The following is a 16,187-nucleotide window of genomic DNA, read 5'->3' on the forward strand; positions in this document are numbered from 1 at the left end:
TCCGGGTTTTCTGCGATAGGCTGACGATGAGATTGATACATCAGCCAGGCCGCACTACCGCGGCCTGACTTCAGTCCATCAGGACGCGTCGTTTTGTTTCAGCGAAGGCAGTTTCGACACCAGGCGCAGGGAGACGGTCAGGCCTTCCAGCTGGTAGTGCGGGCGCAGGAAGAACTTGGCGCTGTAGTAGCCCGGGTTGTCTTCGATCTCTTCCACCTGTACTTCCGCTGCGGCCAGCGGTTTGCGCGACTTGGTTTCCTGCGAGGAGTTGGCCGGATCGCCGTCCACGTAGTTCATGATCCAGTCGTTCAGCCAGCGCTCCATGTCGTCGCGTTCGCGGAAGGAGCCAATTTTGTCGCGCACGATGCACTTCAGGTAATGCGCGAAACGGCAGCAGGCGAACAGGTACGGCAGGCGCGCGGAAAGCTGGGCGTTGGCGGAGGCGTCGGCGTCGTAGTATTCCGCCGGCTTCTGCAGCGACTGCGCGCCGATAAAGGCGGCGAAGTCGGAGTTTTTGCGGTGCACCAGCGGCATAAAGCCGTTTTTGGCCAGCTCGGCTTCGCGGCGGTCGCTGATGGCGATCTCGGTCGGGCATTTCATGTCCACGCCGCCGTCGTCGCTCGGGAAGGTGTGGCACGGCAGGTTTTCCACCGCGCCGCCGGATTCCACCCCGCGAATGGCGGTGCACCAGCCGAACTCTTTGAACGAACGGTTGATGTTGGCGGCCATGGCGTAGGCGGCGTTGGTCCAGGTGTAGTTGCCGTGGGTCGCGCCGTCGGTATCTTCTTCGAAGTCAAACTCGTCCACCGGGTTGGTGCGGATGCCATACGGCAGGCGCGCCAGGAAGCGCGGCATCACCAGGCCCAGGTAGCGCGCGTCTTCCGATTCGCGCAGGCTGCGCCAGGCGGCGTATTCGGTGTTCTGGAAAATCTTGGTCAGATCGCGCGGGTTGGAGAGCTCCTGCCAGGACTCCATCTGCATCACGCTTGGCGCGGTGCCGGCGATGAACGGGCAGTGCGAGGCGGCGCCGATCTTGGCCATTTCGCCCAGCAGCTCCACGTCCTGCGGGCTGTGATCGAAGTAGTAGTCGCCCACCAGGCAGCCGAACGGCTCGCCGCCGAACTGGCCATACTCTTCTTCGTAGATTTTCTTGAAGATCGGGCTCTGATCCCAGCCCACGCCTTTATAACGCTTCAGCGTGCGGCCCAGCTCCTGCTTGGAAATGCTCATGAAGCGGATCTTCAGCATCTCGTCGGTTTCAGAGTTGTTGACCAGGTAGTGCAGGCCGTGCCACGCGCCTTCCAGCTTCTGGAAATCGTCGTGGTGAATGATCTGGTTGATCTGCTGCGACAGCTTTTCGTCGATTTCCGCGATCAGCGCCTGGATGGTGCGGTAGGCGTCGGAAGAAACGGTGACGGTATTTTCCAGCGCCTGCTGCGCCAGCGTTTTCACCGCGTTCTCGACCGCTTCTTTGGCCTGGTCGGTCTTCGGCCGGAACTCTTTGTTCAACAGCGCGCTGAACTCATCGCTGGAAAAAGTCTCGGTGGTTTGCAACGCATTCTGTTGCTGAGGCGAGTTGCTCATCGATTAATCCTCACGCTCGTTGTTGTCATCGTTAACCGCCGGCTTCGGCGCGTCGGTCAGGGATTTCAGCAGCGCCGGGTTTTGCAGGATCTTGGAGATCAGCTCCTCGGCGCCGTTTTTACCGTCCATGTAGGACAGCAGGTTGGAAAGCTGGGTGCGGGCATCCAGCAGATTGTCCAGCGCGTCGACCTTGCGGGCGATAGCGGCGGGGGAGAAGTCTTCCATGCTTTCGAAGGTCAGATCGATGTTCAGCTTGCCTTCGCCGGTCAGGGTATTGTCAACCTGGTAAGCGACGCGCGGCTTCAGCGATTTCATGCGCTCGTCGAAGTTGTCGACGTCGATTTCCATGAACTTGCGCTCTTCCACGCTGGCTTGCGGATCGACCGCTTTCCCCACCAGATCCGCCATCACGCCCATCACGAACGGCAGCTGGATTTTGCGCTCTGCGCCATAAATTTCGACATCGTATTCAATCTGTACGCGCGGCGCGCGGTTGCGGGCGATGAATTTCTGCCCGCTGCGGGATTTCGAGTTTGACATGATTTACTCCATCTAATGGCGATTGGGAACGCGCCTCGTCCGGCTGGGAGAGTCAGGTTCTGATTCGGGTCTGCGCAGGGGCAGACGGTATCGGGTGTCGTCAAGAGAACAAAAGTCGGCGGCTAGCTGTTCTCCTCGTGGTCGGGGCGACCGAGAATGGTCTCCAGTTGGTTAAGCCCATCGGGCGCCAAATCGCGGACGATTTGCATAAAGTCCAGCGTAATCAGCCGCTGGACCCGATCGATCATCAGCGGCGCCGGGTGGCTTGGCTCATGAAGACGAAAATAGTTTTTCACCTTGTCCAGCATCAGCTGGGCGTCGTCGCGCGACTGGATCTGCGCGCTGCGCCAGTTGAGTGGGGCAGAGGCGCTCTGCACGGCGGCCGGTGGTTGCTCAGCGGCGGTTTCCTGTGTGGCGTCCGCCTCGGTGGCGGCCGGGGCCTCGCTCTGGCCGGCGAGCGCCACCAACGAAAAGACCTTGGTCAGCGCGCTCATTTCCGGCAGCGCGCTTTCACCCAGATGGCGGGTCACTTCGCTGCGGATGGCGGCCAGGGTGTTGGCGATGTGCATCACCAGCGCGCCTTCGGGGCGATCCTGCTGCGCCAGTTCATCCTGCAGCCGCGCACGGCCGCCGGGAAAGTTGGGGCACTCTTGCTTGCTGCCGTCGAGCAGGGCGCCCGCATCGCGCAGCGAGATTTCACCGGCGGCGCTTTTCAGCAGCGGCGCGGCGCGCACGCTGGCGGCCAGCGCGGCCTTGTCGCCAAGGTCGGCCAGCGCGTTGATGCGAAACAGCGGGTCGGCCTCGCCGTCGAACTCCAGCGGCGGCTGCAGGGCATCCCAGTAGCGGAGTATCGCCTGGTGGATCAGCGTCAGCCCGTCGGCATAGCCCGGCAATCCGCGTAGCTGGGTCCAGGCGCGGGTGAGATACAGCATGATGCGCAGGTCTTTGGTGCGCGCCAGCAGCGAGCTTGCGAGGCGCTCGACCTGCACCCAGTCCGGCGCTTCTTCCGGAATGATGGTGCTGCCGAACTGTTGTTCGGCCTTGCCGGTGGCGGCGCGCGCCATTGCCAGAAAGTCGGCGTCGTATTCCAGGTTGTCGCCGCAGGGATTGTCCGCGTCAACCGGGGCCAGCAGGGTATCGGTGTCGATAGCCATAAAATTTCCTTCAACGAGCGATGTTAATCAAACATTTGCGGGTACTGGCCGCCGCGGCCGGGGCGCGCCCAGCCGTTGGGTTCGAACAGCAGTGAAAACAGCTGCACGGTGAGGTTGCCGCTGTGCACGTGGGTGTAGAGCGGGTGTCCGTCGGCCTGATTGGTCCACCAGAAGCTGGTGTACTGCGCCGGATCGAAACAGTCGGCGGCCTGTTGCCAGCCGAGGCCCGGTACGTCCGGATGCTGGAACCCGATAATCGACAATATCTCGGAGTCCGCTTCCGCCGGCGGGCTGGGCAGCGCCGGGATCGCCTGCAGCGTGCGGTCGATCTGTTCGGCGGAGAAGCCGTTGCGCACGCCGTTCAGCAGGGTATGGCCGAGCTGTTGGTACCAGCTCGCCGCCATGTTCAGCTGTTGCGGGCGCCAATCCTGTTGGCTGAACAGGCGCAGCGCGCAGATGGGGTAACGCCGCCCGACGCGGTCGCGCGCCGGCAACAGGCAGCCCATCTGCACGTACTGGCTGCCGAGCGTGGCGGGGATCACGAAGTTCCACACCGGCGCGTTGCTGAACGGGTGATCGTTTGGCCCCTGCGCATCGCGCTGCAAATTCACCAGCCCGTTATGGAACCAGTGGGCCCAGTTGTTGATCACCGGGTCAGGCAAACGGCGTTGCAGGAAGTCACCGGCGGAAGGAAGTTTGCCGTACCAGCCGATGCTCGTCGGGGCGCTTGAATCAGTGCTCATGGTCATGTCCTTTCGGGGCTACGGGCACGAGAAGGCCGGCAGTTGGAACGGATTGCGAATGCTGTTGGGCGTGAACTCCAGCGTGACGCGGTGGCCGTCGAGATTGAACGTCGCCTGACGGCCGAGGCCGCCGGTGCCCGAAGACTGCGCCATATCCACCAGGCGGTTCAGCGCCCACGGCCCGCTGGTCACCAGGCTGGCGGTGGTGCCGTTGGCCAGCGCCAGCTGCAGATGCACCTGGTTGGTATTGCGGGTGCCCGGCCAGCTGACCACCAGCGGCACCTGCGGGCCGTGGCTGTATTTGAACAGCTGCCCGTCGATATCCAGCGTCAGGTTGAGGATGTCGTTATCCATCCGCACCGGCCGCACGGTCACGCGGTACGAGGGCGTCGCGGTACCGTTGGCGAAGAAGGCGTCGCGGATGCGCTGCGCCTGCTGGAACGAACGCAGGATGCCTTCGCCGCCGGGCAGCGTCTTGCCGTCCACGCCGGGGGTAAAGCGCCAGTTGGCGCGAGTAGTGTCGACCTTGCCCTGCAGGTTGTCGCGGAAGAAGCTGTCCATCAGCCCGCTGTTCGGCGCGAACATGCGCGCCAAATCGTCCGGCGTCACTTCCTGGCGCGCCCGGGCCACCAGCGGATAACGCCCGGCAATCGCCTGGCGACAGAAGCTGCCGACCTCGAAGCTGATGCGCTTTTTCACGTTCTCCATCTCTTTGCGCTGGGTGTCGCTGCTGGCGCCGATCGCCAGTGACAGCAGCATCTGTTTGAACGGCACCGGCAAGCGGCCGGACTCGGCCTGCAGGCGCGGGATGATGTCGCTCGGCGGCGCCGACATGCCGCTGTTGGCCGCGCCTTGCACCGCCGTCAGGTAGCTGTACAGCTCATCGACCTGTTTCAGCACGCTGTCGAAAGGGATCGCCTTATTGCCTTCGCCCTGGCTTTGCGCCAGCTCAAGCAGCGGCGCGAAGTGCGCCATCACCAGCTGTTCCGGCTGGGCCGACACGTCGCCGTCGGCGTTGGCCGGCCGGTTGGTGAACAGCGCCTCCAGCGTGCGGTTGGCGTTTTGATTCAGCCTGTCTTCGGTTTTGGCCAGCAGCGAGCGGGAATCGGCGTCGCTTTTCTCGTCGCGCAGGGTGACGTTTTTGCTGACGTTGACCAGCAGGTTGCGCATCGGCGACGGGTTGCCTGACAGCAGGCGCGCGCTGCTGATACGCTGGGTCAGGTTGCCGATGTTGGCCAGTTGGATATCGCCCAGCAGCTCATCCCAGGCGCTGATAAAGTCCTGCATGTACAGCTGGCGGATGGTCTTGGTCAGATCGGCGCTTTTCTGCTCCGGCGTCTGGCTGTTCAACACCCAGACGTCTTCCTTGCGCAGGGTATCGGTCACCGGATCGATGTTGTCGTTGAACGCTTTCCAGTACCCTTGCGAGGTGAAAAGGCCCGGCACGCCGTCGGTGACCGGTTTGCCGCTTTTGCGGCTGAACGCCAGCTCGGTCTGCGGGCCGGCCAAATCGACCAGGCTGACCGGCTTGATGTCGGTCTGTTTCAGCAGCAAGCGCTTGAGGCGGCCATAGACGCGCTGCGACAGCGGCGCCCGATTGATGGCGGCCTGCGCCTGCGCCACCAGCTGTTCATCTTTGGCGTAGGGCGAGGCCTGGATCTGCGCATCCAGCAGTTGGCTCAGGTGCCATTCGATCTGCTGCAGCTGTTTTTGGGTGCTGCCCTGCGGCAGGTTGCGCTGCAGGTTGAGCATCACCCAGGCGCGCAGGAATTTGCCGTCGTACTGCTTCGGCAGATACAGCATCTGGTAGGCCTTCAAAGCTTCATAGCTGAAGTCCGCGTCGCCGTGGTTATCGTTGCGCAGCGTGGTGGCGATCTGTTGCGCCACCTGCGGCAGCAGCAGCTCTTTCAGCGCTTTTTGATACAGGGCATTGCCGGCGTCACCGACCTGATCGCCGCGGAACAGCCCCATGCGGTAAGTGAACGGCGGATCGTCCAGCGAAAAGTTCTGGCTGTCCGGCAGGTGCAGCAGGCTGTTGAGGAACGGCAGCAGCGAGAACATGTCGCCGTTGCCCACCTGCGTCAGGTTTTGCCCCTGGCGCTCGACGCCGGGCACCTTGGCGGCCACTTCCGCCAGGTAGGCCTTGTTGTTGCCGTAGCTGGTGAACCAGAGCATCGCCAGCACCGCCAGGACCACCGCCAGCGCGATGTAACCCGCCCAGTGCAGGGCGCGGTTGCGGTATTCCCACCAGCGGTTGCTGCCCGCCAGCCCGGACTCCTGGAAGATCACCGATTCCAGCGTCTCTTTCAGGAAGAAGCTCTGGCCCTTGGCCGCCGGGATCGGCGTTTCCTGGCCCACGCTGTCCCAGGCCGCGTTGGCCTGCGCCCCTGAGTTGGCCGTCGGCAGCTGCAGGTAGCGGTTCAGTTCGCCCATCACCCGGTCGAACGGCAGCCCCTCTTGGGTGCCGCTGGTGAAATAGATGCCGCGCGGGGTAAAGCGGGTTTCAAAACTGGAGGTGGCGAACACCTGTTCCAGATAGTGGCCGAGCAGCGGGCGCAGCGCGGCGAATTCCTGCGGGAACAGATAGCTTTCGGCGCGTTGGCGCGCGTCGTGCTCCATCAGCAGCGTATCCGGCAGCGCCGCATCCAGCCGTTGTTGCAGCAGGGCGTATTGTTGTTCGAAGGCGGCGTTCAGGTTGAAGTCCGGCTGCCGCGAGCGTTCGTAAGGGAAGGTGAATCCCCAGATCTGGTCGCGCTGCGCTTTGTCGAAGCTGCCGAAATAGGCCATAAAGCCATTGAGCAGGTCGGTTTTGGTCACCAGCACATAGACCGGGAAGTGAATGCCCAGCTGTTCGTGCAGTTCGATCAGGCGTTTGCGCAGCGCGCTGGCCTGGGCGGCGCGCGCTTCGGCGCTGTCGCTCAGCAGATCGGCGACGCTGATGGTGACCATCACGCCGTTGATTGGCTGGCGGGTGCGATATTTTTTCAGCAGCGCGACGAAGCTTTGCCATTCGCCGGCGTCTTCTTCGCGCTGGCTTTCCTGGGTGGTGTAGCGGCCGGCGGTGTCGAGCAACACGGCGTCGTTGGTAAACCACCAGTCGCAGTTGCGGGTGCCGCCCACGCCGCGCAGCGCGGATTTGCCGAAGCGATCCGCCAGCGGGAAGTGCAGGCCGGAATTGACCAGCGCGGTGGTCTTGCCGGCGCCGGGCGCGCCGATGATCACATACCACGGCAGTTGGTACAGGTATTGGCGGCTAAAGCGGGTCATCCAGCGGTGTTTGCCGTCGCCCTGGCCCGGTGCGAAGCGCGCCTTTTTCAGCAGCTGCGCCGCTTCGTCGAAGCGCTGCGCCAGCTGATCGTCTTGTTTAACCTCGGGCTTGCCGTCTTCCGCCGGCACCGTTTCGGCGGCGCGCAGGTTGCTCAGCAGGCGGCTGTTGAACCAGGCGCTGTAGAGGCGCGGGATCAGGCGGCACAGGAACCAGATCAGGTAGATGACCCCAATGGCGATCTGGCGGTTGAGTTCCGGCTCCAGCGGGCGATAGTCGCCAATGGCCACCAGCGGGCCGATCATCCAGATGATGAACGCCAGCGCGGTAATGCCGACAAAGCCCCACAGCAGGCGGCTGGTGATGATGGAGAATAACGTACTGAGCATTACTTTCCGGTTCCTTGCGGCAAGCCGTTGATTTCCGCCTGGGTGTTTTCCGGGGCGACCAACAGCGTAATTTCTACCCGGCGGTTCAACGCGCGGTTCACTTTGTTATCGTTCGGCGCGACGGGGTTGCTCTCGCCGCGGCCCTCGGCCTTGACCCGCTGCGGGTTGGCGAGGTGTTTTTGCAAGCGGGCACTGACCGCTTCGGCGCGCGCCAGCGACAGCTCCCAGTTGGAGGCGAAACGGGCGCTGCGGATCGGCAGGTTGTCGCTGTAGCCGGTGACCAGGATCTTGCCGCTGACGCCGTTCATGGCGGCGGCGATGCGGTCGATGACCGGGATATAGTTGGCGCGCACCGTGGTGGCGGCGGAGTCGAACAGCCCGTCGCCTTTCAGGATCACCACGCTTTGCTGCGCTTCGTCGCGCACCACCACCAGCCCTTCGGCGATCTCTTTGCGCAGGAAGCTTTTCAGGCTCAGCGTCGGCGGCGCGGCCGGCGCCGGGTTACCGATCGCCACCTGCGGCAGATTGGTTTGGTAAATCGCCGCCAGCACCGGGCTAGTGTTGTCGCCCAGCCGCCAGTTGAGGGCGATGAACAGCAGCGAAGCCAGGAAGCCGGTCAGCGCCACGCAGGCCCACAGCGGTACCAGCGGGCGCCACAGTTTTTGCTGTACCGGCAGATCCAGCGCATGAGGCGACAGCGGCGGGGCGTAGCCGCCGCGCACCGTCCGGATCAGCTGCAGCAGGCGCTGTTTCATGGTTTCCAGCTGAGAACGGCCGTTTTCCATGACCCGATAGCGGCCTTCAAAGCCCAGCAGCAGGCAATAATTGATCAGTTCCAGCAGGTTGATGTGCTCACGCGGGCTCTGCGACAGCTTGGCCAGCAGCTGGAAAAACTTTTCGCCGCCCCAGGTTTCGTTATGGAAGGTCACCAGCAGCCCGCTGCCGGACCACACGCTGTTGCTGCCCCACGGGGTCAGCGCCGCCGCTTCATCCAGCGCGGTGCACAGGCAATAACGCGCGCCGATGATCACTTCGTACGGCAGATTGGCGCGTTGGCCGCGGATCTCGAAGCGGCGCATTTCGTCGATCAGCTGTTGGCGCAGCTGCGCCGGGTTGGCGTGCGTGGCCGACTGGCGGATCTGCGAAATGGCGTTCAGCAGCGGGTTGGCGGCGTCCACCAGCGGATTGGCCGCCGGCGCCATGCTATTTTCCTGAGTCATAGGTTACCGGTCCGTATGGCTGCGAATCGCCCAAAATTCCATGTCCAGCCCCGGGAACTCGCCGGCCAGATGCAGGGCGAAGGCGCTGGATTTTTCCATCTGTTTCCACAGGTCGCCGCCTTTTTCCAGCTCGAAATAGGTGTAGCCGGCGTGATAGGGGATCTGACGCGGCGCGGCGGGCATGGTGCGCAGGCCGATGCCCGGCAGCTGCAGCTGCACCAGATCGCGGATGCGCGTGACCGGGGCGATCTTCATCTGCGCCGGGAAGTGGGTCAGCAACACCTCGGCGGCCACGTCGGCGCGCACTGCCAAGACGAAACCGAAGTCGCGCATCATTTTGGTGTCCTGCACGGTGGCGACGTTCAACCCGTGGGATCGTTCGACCAGCGTCAGCTGAATGGCGTTGTCTTCCAGCACCACCGACAGGCCCTGACGCAGCAACAGCATCAGCTTGCCGAAGCACAGCGCCAGGTTGTCGTGGTCGTACACCGGCAGGCGGCCTTCCGGGGTGCGCTGCGCCGAGAAGCTGGCGAGCTCGGTGGCGAACTGCAGCCAATCGGCGAACAGGCGTTCCGGGTGCAGATGGTCGAGGTGATAGGCATGGCTCACCTGGCCAAGATGACGGTTGATCAGCTGCAGCAGCATGAAATCGACCATTTCGGAACTGCCGCCGCGCCCCGGCTGCAACAGGCGCTGGCTCATCTGCTGGCTGCGCTGCTGCAGCAGGCCCTGCAGGTCGTTGATGAAGGTTTTCAGTACCGGGTTGCCCTGGCAGTTCAGCATCGGCGGGATTTGCGCCGTATCAAGACGCAGGCTGTTGTCGCCGCGCTTTTCCAGCACGCGGGTAACGCCGAGCGCCGTCCATTCGGCGTTCAGCTCGCTCTCCAGCATCAGCCGCAGGCGCAGGCGACCGAACTGCAGCGCCGCGCTGCCCACCGAGACGGCGTTGAGATCGTCGACTTCATTCTCGTAAGCCAGATAGCGCGCCAGCGCCTCCGGGCTTTCCTGAAAGATCACGTCTTCACGCCCTGCGCGGTAAGTCGGCAGGGCCAGCACCACGTTTTCACCGGTCTTGTTTTCGGCGATGCTCAGCGGCGCGGGCGCCTGCTGGGCACCGGAGAAGCGAAACGGCGTGCCGTCCGGCATGATGCCGCTGGCGGCGTTGAGCGCAATCTTGCCCTGGCGCAGCAGCGTTTGGTCCAGATCCAGGGTCAGGAACCCCCAGAAACAGCCGCTGTGGGCCTGGCCCCAGTTGCGCATATAGCCTTCGAGATAGTTTTCCGCCTGCTGGAAATGGTGAGGGCGTAAAAACATCCCCTCAGTCCAGACAACCTTATGAGCATCTTTCATCATCACACCTATAGTTACTTCGCTTCAGCGCAGCGGTAGATCAGTCGACCTTTTTTACGGGGCGCAGGCCATTCACGCCCGCGACGATATGCGCTTCCAGCTCATCCGGCGAGAATTGCCATACCTTGTAGAAATTGGTTTCGGTGGGCTCCGGCAGCGGCAGCGAAATGCGCCAGGCCTTGCCGTCCAGGTTTTGATACTCGGCGATCACGCCGATGTAACGTGCGTCCAATGCGCTTTGCCCGCCGAGCGTCTTGCCGGTCTGGCCCGGCGTCAGGAAGAACTGATCGCTGTCCAGCAGGCTATTGCCGAGCACGCTTTTGGCGTCGTTTTGCAGACTGAAGAAGTCGGCATCCATGAATTCCGCATCCGAACGCAGCAGCAGCACGCGAATTTTTATCGGCGCCGGTTGCGCACCGGCGGCGGCGTTGACCTGGCGATCGGCATCGAACACCAGGCTGTAGCGCGACGGCACGCTTTTGGCGGAAGACATGCAACCGCCGAGCGCCAACGCGCCCAGCAGCAGAAACAACATCCCGCACCAGCGGGAAGCGATAGGGGTCGTCATCATGGGAATCTCGTCGCCCGCAGGCGTACTGACTACTGGAGGATCCAGGTGGCTGAGCCGGCGTTTTTACACGCCTTGCTGTCACCGCCGACTTTGACGCAGTCCTGTTTGGCGGCGCGCGCGCGGCGCGGCAGATCTTTGCGCAGCGTTGATTTGTAGCGCGCTTCCGGCACGCCGGCGTTGGCCTGGATATAACCCACCAGGTCGCCGCCGCGAATGGCGGAGATCGCCAGCCAGTTGTTTTCCACTTCGCCCAGCGCGTAGAACGCGGCGGCGTTGTCCAGGCTGCCGACGGCGGTGCCGGTATAATCGGGGCTGCTCATGATGCTGGCGGCGTACAGGCTGCGGTATTCCTCACCGATCGGCTTGAACTGTTTCGGCGCGCTCACCGCGGCGCGGTGTTTTAGCGTGACGCCATTGACTTCACTGCTGACGATGGCGTCGTTATTGAGCGCCGGCGGCGGTGGCGGCGGGGTGGAGCAACCGGCAAGCGTCAGGGCGGTCAGCAGCGTCAGGGTAATCCGTGTTTTCACAATGTCCTCTTTTTCTTGATTGAATGGCTGTGTAATAAGGCGCCGTCATCAGGGCGCAAGCAGCAACACTTTTAATTGGCTCGGCACGATGCGCATGCCGAGCGCGTTGGTGGAATTCTGCAGGCTGAGGCTGGTCAACCGGGTGGCCGGGGTGCCTTTGAGCAGCACGGTAAAGGCGCCGGTCAGGTGGCGGGACGGCCCCATCACCGTGCCGGAAGCGACGCCGGTGGCCACGCCGGGGTTGTCGCCGTTGGTCAGGGGCGTCACCGTCGCCATGTTGTGCGCCGGGGTGCCGACGAACAGAATGTTGAACGCATTCGGGATGGCGGTCGGCGCCAGGGCGATATCCGGGTAAGGCACGGGCACCGGCGCCGGGCTTGGCGTCAGACAGACGTCGGGAAACGCCAGGTCCACGCCGATCATTTGGCTGTTGGCAAACATAAAGGCCTCCGCAGGTTATCCGACGTGGATTTGTTCCGAATCCAGCTTGGTGATGTCTTTCGAGGTAATCAGCGTGTTGCGCGCATGAATGCGGGCGTAATCTTCCGCCTGGTAATCCAGCTGCCCGGCGCGCACGTGCTCGGTCTGGCGCACTTTGCGGAACAGCGAATGGCTGATCTGGCTGACCGAATGCCACAGCGACTCGCAGCGTTTGCCGACCAGGCGGCTGAGGCTGACGAAGGCCGACAGCTCTTCGCCGCTGTATTTCATCTTGTCGACGTGGCAGTCGCCGCTGTTCGCTTGCAGCGTCATGGCGTCGCCGCTCAGGTTCAGCGCCTGCGCGCCGTGCAGCGACAGCGAGCCGTTCGGCGTTTCAATGTGCAGATCGCCTGCGACGCAGAGCCGCGCCGCGCTTTGCGGCTCTGCGCGCTCAAGGACGGCGATCGCCCACAGCTGGTGGCCGCAGCCGGCGACCAGCACGTTATCGCCGAGGGCCGGCGTCAGCAGGCAGCTCGCCGCCCGGCGGCAATGCCAGCCGCGGCCTTCGCACTCCACCACCAGGCTGCCGTCCGGCAACAGGTTGACGACCTGGCCGGCGGCCTGCTGGGGCGGTGCGATGTTGACGGCGCGAGTTGTGTTGGCAACGCTCATGGTGATCCCCTCGTGAAGTGGTCAATGCATTCAGATTCGGCTCTGGCGCTGTGCGCTCCAGGTTTCGGCGGCGTACAGTTCTTCGTCGCGCTCGAGGATCCCGCTGCGATCGCCCCAGCGCGTTTGCTGCTGGTGGGCGCGGTGCATGCGGGTGCGCATAAAACGCGCGCGCCGGAAATCGGCGGCGCCGATGTCGGCGTAACAGAAGTCGGCGTAGGTCAGGTCGCTGTCGCTGAAGTCACAGCGCGCCGCGCGGCTGCGCTGGAACACGCATTGATACAGGCGCGCCTGGCTAAAGTTGGCGGCGTCCAGCGTCGCTTCGCTGAAGATCGCCTGATCGAACTGCCCGCTGCGGCACTGCGCGTGGGTCAGATTGGCCTCCAGCCACAGTGACTGCTGCGCTTGCACGCCCGTCAGGTTGGCGCGCAGCAGCGAAGCGCCCTTGAAGTTGCTTTGACGCAACGTCGCCTGGCTGAAATCGACGTCGTCCAGTTGGTTATCGGTAAACTGGCAGGCGATGAGGCGCTGCCCGGCGTAACTTTTGCCGCGGTGGTCACATTCGAAAAACGTGACGCGGTCGAAATCAACCCCTTCAAACCTTGTTTCACAGAGATTTAATCGAAAGAACGTGACAAGTGACAGCCTCGTATGACTTAAATCTGCGCCGTCGAGCGGGCTTTCGTAAAAGGTGGTGCGATCGTGCTGAGTGGCGGAAAAATTCGCGCCGGCCAATTGGCATGACATCCAGTGGCTTTGGTTGAGCGGCAGCCGGCTAAAGTCGCTCTGTTCAAGCCGGCAACCGTTGAACATCGTCAGTTCGATATGGCTCTCGCTGAAGCGGCCGCCCGCCATGGCGCACTGATTGAAGGCCGTTTGCTTCAGGTTCGTCCGCGCAAATTGAGCGTGTTCGAGCCGGCAATCGCTGAAGACGCTGTCGCGCAGATCGCAATCGGAGAAGTTCACGCCGTTCAGGTTCAGTTCGTTGAACATGCCGCCGGCCAAATCCATACCGGCGAATGACAGGCCGTGCAAATCCTCACCGGCAATCAGCTCGCCGCGTTTCACGCGCTGGCGTATCTGCTCAGGTTTTGACGTCATACTTCCTTCCCGTTGTGGCGAGGCAATGTTTTCACCCTGGCGGTATAGGCACCGTCGAGCCGGGTCGCCTGATCCACTTGCGACTGCGACAAATCGGCCCGGAACAGATTGGTGCCCTGCAGGTCGGCGCCTGACAGCACGCATTTTTGCAGGATCGCCGCGATGAAATTGGCGTCGCGCAGGTTGGCCTGGGACAGATCGCAGCGAATGAACAGGCTGCCGCTGCCGTTGGCCTGACGGAAATCGGCCTCGTTCAGCCGGGCTTCCGACAGGTCGCAGTTGTCGAGGCGCGCACGGCTGAAATTAGCCCGCTGCAACGGCATCTGGCGCAAATTGCACTGGTTCAGCGTTGCGTCGCCGAAATCCGCCTGCGGCAACAGCGTCTTTGCCGCGAAGGCGCAGGCGGTGAGGCGTGCGGCGCGGAAGCTGAGGCTTTTCGTCTCGGTATCAACCCAGGCGCAGCTCTCTAGCCGCGCCCGATCGAAGTTCACCGCCAGCAGCCGGCATTTGACGAAGCTGACTTTGTCGAGCCGGGCGTGGCTGAATGTCAGTTGCTCCAGTTGCAGCTCCATCAGCGTAATGTTGGCCAGCGTGGCGCGGTTGAAGTCACACTGCCCGAGCAGGGTTTCGTACCCCAGCAAGTCGCGTAACGACGCCATAGTGAAATCGCAGCGTTGAAACAACGTTTGCTGGATGTTGGTTTCGTGCAACTGCGCGCCGCCGAAATCCGTCGCTTCACATTTCGCCAGGGCCAAGGAGGCGTGGCTCAAATCGGCCTGCTGTAAGACGGCGCCGCTGAGATCGGCGCGCGCCAACATCGCCTCGCGAAGATCGCAACCCACCAATTGGGTTTGGCGCAGATCGGCGTTTTCCAGCAAAGCGCCGCGCAAGTTAGCCTGGCAGAGATTCATGCCGGACAGATCGGCGCCGGTGAGATCCAGGCCGCTGAGATCCTTATCGCGCAGCATGGCGGCGGCGACGCGTTGGCGAATGATTTGCGCCAGATCGCCACGCAGGCGCAGTGCAGGGCTTTGCGCCTGTGCCGACATTAAATACATTTGGTGCAGCGCGCGTTCGCTTTCCCCACGCTGTTTATCGCTAAATGCGTCAGGATGCCGGCGTGCCTCCTGGAACAGCAGATCGCGTTGCTGCTGGTAGCTTTCCGCACCGGATGGCGGCACATGGTCCCCACCGGGATTGAGCGGATCGATACCCTCGGCTTGTGTCAGCTTGAGCATGTCCTGATACTGCGCCTCGGCCTGGCTTTCCAGACGCTCGACGAATTCGGCGAGCTGGTCCAGCTTCGGCGGCGCCTCTTGCGACGGGCGCGGGAAAAGTTCATCAATGTCTTGTCCCTCGCGCAGCAGACGCTGGCGATGCTCTTCGCGTTGCTGATGCTCGTAGGCGGCGATATTTTCCGCCATCGGGCTTTGCTGCGTCGGCGTTTCCGTATCCAGCCAGGCGCCGATGCACGCCTCCGGCAACAACTCTTGCTCACGAAAAGCGTGCAGAGCACCCCGTTCTTTATCCAGCCGCTGGGCCAATACCTGCCGATAATGCGCGGTGGAGCGGGGCTCGCCTTCGGTTTCCAGGGCCGGCATCAGCTGCATCACGTCGGCGGCATCGTCTTCATTGATGCGTGCGCTGCCCTGATAAATCAGCAGCATCTGTTCCCGATGGGGGAAGAACCAGACGGTGGTGTGGCGCATCGCGATCTCTTCGAAATGCGTTTCGCCGCCGCGCAGCCGGTTGATGAAGCAGCGCGCGCGCCACGGCGGCAAATGCCCTTGCTGCACCGGTTCTGAAGGGTGCATGTTCCAAATCCGATAGGCGGCCCGGGGCGGCAAGCTGTCGCGTTGAGGAAACTGCTGATCGCTTTCCGCCATGTTGAACAGGCGCCAGTCGATATCGTTGGCGAAGCCGGGAAAGCCGTTTTTCAACCAGTCGGCGTCGTAGTTTTTGCCGATGCGGGAGAAGCGGCGCGGCCAGGTGATATCCAACGCGTCAAAGCTTGCCGGTTGCGCGCTTTGCCGAGAAGACGCAAGGCGCCCCTGCAGGGGTTCAACATTGGGTAGGCGGTGGATGCGGCCTTGCGGAAATGTTTCTGGGGTGGCGCCGATGCCGTGCGGATTATCGGCGAACTGCGCGCCGCCGTAAGCCCGGCGCCAGTCCAGACGCATTTCTGCAAAAGGGAGGGGAGTAGAGGGACGATCGTTGATCCAATGGCGATCGCCGAAAACCACCAGCGTTTTTTCCAGCGAATCAAGCTGGATCTTCACGGCGCAAGCGGTTTTGTCTTGTTGATGATGGGTGTAGGCATTGCCGGTGGCGAGAAACTCCGCGCAAGCTTTTGGGATAGCCAAATCGAGCACGCCGCCGCTCAACGTGAGTTCGTCGGCGGCCAACTGCCACAACTCCGGTTCGGGACGCAGGCGCGGGGCGGCCCCCATGTCGGCCAAGGCCAAAACGGAAACGCCCAGATGGTTTTGCCCCTGCCAAGAGAAGGGACGATGAAGCGCGCTGAGGCGCAGAGGTTTTACGACTTTCATTGTGTGTGTAAAGCTTCCTGTGGATATCAGCCGGCAGCCAGGCTGCTTGCTCAAAAACAATCCGTTTTTCGGTTTAATAGATATCAGGCTATGTCACAACAG

The 16,187-nt window shown here is 62.7% G+C and carries 13 protein-coding genes; all 13 read right to left on the reverse strand.

Annotated elements, in window-relative coordinates:
- Window positions 1-78 precede the first annotated feature (78 nt).
- Window positions 79-1,584, reverse strand: coding sequence for a type VI secretion system contractile sheath large subunit (gene tssC / locus ACJ8QF_RS12055; protein WP_004934958.1), 1,506 nt, complete (start codon window positions 1,582-1,584; stop codon window positions 79-81).
- A 3-nt stretch (window positions 1,585-1,587) separates the two neighbouring features.
- Entirely contained in the window at window positions 1,588-2,124 is a 537-nt protein-coding gene (gene tssB, locus ACJ8QF_RS12060) for a type VI secretion system contractile sheath small subunit (protein ID WP_015378282.1), read from the reverse strand.
- Window positions 2,125-2,246: 122 nt separating this feature from the next.
- Window positions 2,247-3,278: a type VI secretion system protein TssA gene (tssA, locus tag ACJ8QF_RS12065; RefSeq protein WP_004934952.1), complete on the reverse strand. Its 1,032-nt coding sequence runs from the start codon at window positions 3,276-3,278 to the stop codon at window positions 2,247-2,249.
- A gap of 23 nt (window positions 3,279-3,301) precedes the next feature.
- Window positions 3,302-4,021: a type VI secretion system-associated protein TagF gene (tagF, locus tag ACJ8QF_RS12070; protein ID WP_004934950.1), complete on the reverse strand. Its 720-nt coding sequence runs from the start codon at window positions 4,019-4,021 to the stop codon at window positions 3,302-3,304.
- Between the two features lie 18 nt (window positions 4,022-4,039).
- Complete coding sequence (gene tssM / locus ACJ8QF_RS12075) at window positions 4,040-7,675, reverse strand: type VI secretion system membrane subunit TssM (protein ID WP_015378280.1); 3,636 nt, start codon at window positions 7,673-7,675, stop codon at window positions 4,040-4,042.
- The gene (locus tag ACJ8QF_RS12080; RefSeq protein WP_004934945.1) at window positions 7,675-8,877 is read right to left on the reverse strand and encodes a DotU family type VI secretion system protein; all 1,203 of its coding nucleotides are present in this window, start codon (window positions 8,875-8,877) and stop codon (window positions 7,675-7,677) included. The genes tssM and ACJ8QF_RS12080 overlap by 1 nt, the downstream gene beginning before the upstream one ends.
- Window positions 8,878-8,898: 21 nt before the next feature.
- Window positions 8,899-10,245 carry a type VI secretion system baseplate subunit TssK gene (gene tssK / locus ACJ8QF_RS12085; RefSeq protein WP_442537548.1) on the reverse strand — a complete coding sequence of 449 codons (1,347 nt, stop codon included), beginning with the start codon at window positions 10,243-10,245 and terminating at the stop codon, window positions 8,899-8,901.
- Window positions 10,246-10,285: 40 nt separating this feature from the next.
- Window positions 10,286-10,816 (reverse strand): type VI secretion system lipoprotein TssJ, encoded by a 531-nt coding sequence (gene tssJ / locus ACJ8QF_RS12090; protein WP_015378277.1) that lies wholly within the window; start codon window positions 10,814-10,816, stop codon window positions 10,286-10,288.
- A 29-nt stretch (window positions 10,817-10,845) separates the two neighbouring features.
- Complete coding sequence (gene tagV / locus ACJ8QF_RS12095; RefSeq protein ID WP_033632731.1) at window positions 10,846-11,346, reverse strand: type VI secretion system accessory protein TagV; 501 nt, start codon at window positions 11,344-11,346, stop codon at window positions 10,846-10,848.
- Between the two features lie 48 nt (window positions 11,347-11,394).
- Window positions 11,395-11,787: a DUF4150 domain-containing protein gene (locus tag ACJ8QF_RS12100; protein WP_004934933.1), complete on the reverse strand. Its 393-nt coding sequence runs from the start codon at window positions 11,785-11,787 to the stop codon at window positions 11,395-11,397.
- A gap of 15 nt (window positions 11,788-11,802) precedes the next feature.
- Complete coding sequence (locus ACJ8QF_RS12105) at window positions 11,803-12,438, reverse strand: DUF3540 domain-containing protein (protein WP_015378275.1); 636 nt, start codon at window positions 12,436-12,438, stop codon at window positions 11,803-11,805.
- 30 nt (window positions 12,439-12,468) lie between these two features.
- Window positions 12,469-13,536, reverse strand: coding sequence for a pentapeptide repeat-containing protein (locus ACJ8QF_RS12110; protein WP_442537549.1), 1,068 nt, complete (start codon window positions 13,534-13,536; stop codon window positions 12,469-12,471).
- Entirely contained in the window at window positions 13,533-16,085 is a 2,553-nt protein-coding gene (locus ACJ8QF_RS12115) for a DUF2169 domain-containing protein (protein WP_442537550.1), read from the reverse strand. The genes ACJ8QF_RS12110 and ACJ8QF_RS12115 overlap by 4 nt, the downstream gene beginning before the upstream one ends.
- Window positions 16,086-16,187: the final 102 nt, after the last annotated feature.

The sequence above is a fragment of the Serratia sp. CY81684 genome (assembly GCF_052166595.1).
Classification (GTDB): domain Bacteria; phylum Pseudomonadota; class Gammaproteobacteria; order Enterobacterales; family Enterobacteriaceae; genus Serratia; species Serratia nematodiphila.